A 1,876-nucleotide genomic window follows, 5' to 3' on the forward strand; every position below is an offset into this window, starting at 1 on the left:
GGGGGCCTGGGTCACCGCCCTGGCCGCCGTCCGGCACCCCGGCCTGGTCCGCCGCGTCCTGCTGGTCGACGGAGCGGTGACCTTCCCGCTGCCGCAGGGCGTCCGTGAGGAGGACGCCCTGGCCGCGGTGCTCGGCCCCGCGCTGGCCCGGCTGTCCACGACCTTCCCGGACCGGGACGCCTACCGGGAGTTCTGGCGCGGGCACCCCGCCTTCGCCGGCGAGTGGACCGAGGGGATCGATGCCTACACCCAGCGCGACCTCGTCGGCACGGAGCCCGAACTGCGCTCCTCCTGCGTGCTGGAGGCCGTCCAGATCGACGGCGCCCAGGTCCTGCTGGACGAGGAAGCGGCCGGCGCCGTGCACCGGCTGCCCTGCCCGGCCGACCTGCTCTGGGCCGAGCGCGGCCTGCTCGACGAGCCGCAGGGCCTCTACGACCGCGCGCGGCTCGAACTGGCCCGGCTGGACACGGAACGGGTGCCCGCCGCACCGGTGCCCGGCACCAACCACTACTCGATCCTCTGGGGCGGGGCCGGGGCGGACCGCATCGTCCGCATCCTGCTCGCGGACGCCCTCGCCGCCGAGTAGCCGGCCGGGCCCGGGAGCGGGTCGGAACACCAGCGGCCGGCACGCCAACGGCCGGGACGACAACGGCCGGCGAGGGCTCCGCCCCCCGCCGGCCGGTGCCGGTGGCCCGCTCCTGCGCCCTCGGCGCGTCAGCCCGCCGTGCCGAGGAAGCTCTCCCAGCCGCCCGCCGGCGCCTGGCCGACGTTGAGCGAGCGCAGCTTGCGCAGGGTGGACTGGTCCTGCACCTCCAGCCACTCGACCAACTGCTTGAAGGAGACCAGTCGGACGTCGGGCTTGCCCGCGACGGTCTTGAGGGTCTCCTCGACGGCGTCCATGTAGATACCGCCGTTCCACTGCTCGAAGTGGTTGCCGATGAAGAACGGCGCGCGGTTGCTGTTGTACGCGCGCTCGAAGCCCGCCAGGTAGGAGTTGGTGGCCTGGGTGCGCCAGTCGCCGTACTTGGCCGGGTCGCCCTTGGTGCTGCCGCTGGACTGGTTGGCCAGGATGTTGTAGTCCATCGACAGGACCTGGAAGGTGTGCCCGGGGAACGGGATGGACTGCAGCGGGAAGTCCCAGACCTTGCCGTCCTGCACCTTCTGCGGCCATATCTGCAAGCCGCCCGAGGAACTGGCGTCGTACTTCCAGCCCAGCTTGGCGATGGTCGGCAGCAGCGCCTTCTGGCCCTCCAGGCACGGGGTGCGGCCGCCGATGAGCTCCTTCTTGTAGTCGAAGGGGAGCGGGTCGACGTCGGTGAAGCCGGTGTTGGTCCGCCACTGGGTGACGAAGCCGACCGCCTGGTCGATCTCGCTCTGCCAGTCCTCGGGGGTCCACATGTTGACCCCGTTCTTGTCCGGACGGCTGGAGCAGAAGTGCCCGTTGAAGTGGGTGCCGATCTCGTGCCCGGCCAGCCAGGCCTGGCTGATGAGCTTGAGCGTGCTCTTCACCGCGCCGTCCGACAGGTACGGGATGTCGGAGGCGCCGACCGAGTGCTTCGGCGGGTGGTACAGGTCGGCCTTGCCCTTGGGGAGGGCGTAGATGCCCGAGAGGAAGAAGGTCATGGTGGCCTTGTGCTGCTCCGCCAGCTTCAGGAAGCGGGGGAACTGGCCGTCCTCGGTGCCGCCGGCGCCGTCCCAGGAGAAGACCACGAACTGCGGCGGCCGCTCGCCCGGCTTGAGCTTCTCGGGCTTGGGCTGGTTCGGCTGCGGTCCGGTGTCCGCGTTGGAACCGTCGCCGATCGGGGTGCCCTTGGGCACCGCCGCCTGGGGGTCGGGGCCGCCGCCCTGGGTGGTTCCGGTACCGCCGGGGCCGGGG

Annotated in this window: 1 protein-coding gene and 1 pseudogene; one reads left to right on the plus strand and one right to left on the minus strand. The window is 71.9% G+C overall.

The window, feature by feature from the left end; translation table 11 throughout:
• A pseudogene (locus ACIQOV_RS39670) lies at positions 1-586 on the plus strand (alpha/beta hydrolase); the annotation flags it as partial.
• Between the two features lie 128 nt (positions 587-714).
• Here the strand turns inward: ACIQOV_RS39670 and ACIQOV_RS39675 are convergent.
• A partial coding sequence (locus ACIQOV_RS39675; RefSeq protein WP_401055777.1) for a hypothetical protein occupies positions 715-1,876 on the minus strand: 1,162 nt, incomplete at its 5' end.

The sequence above is a fragment of the Kitasatospora sp. NPDC091257 genome (assembly GCF_044757675.1).
GTDB lineage: Bacteria > Actinomycetota > Actinomycetes > Streptomycetales > Streptomycetaceae > Kitasatospora > Kitasatospora lactacystinica.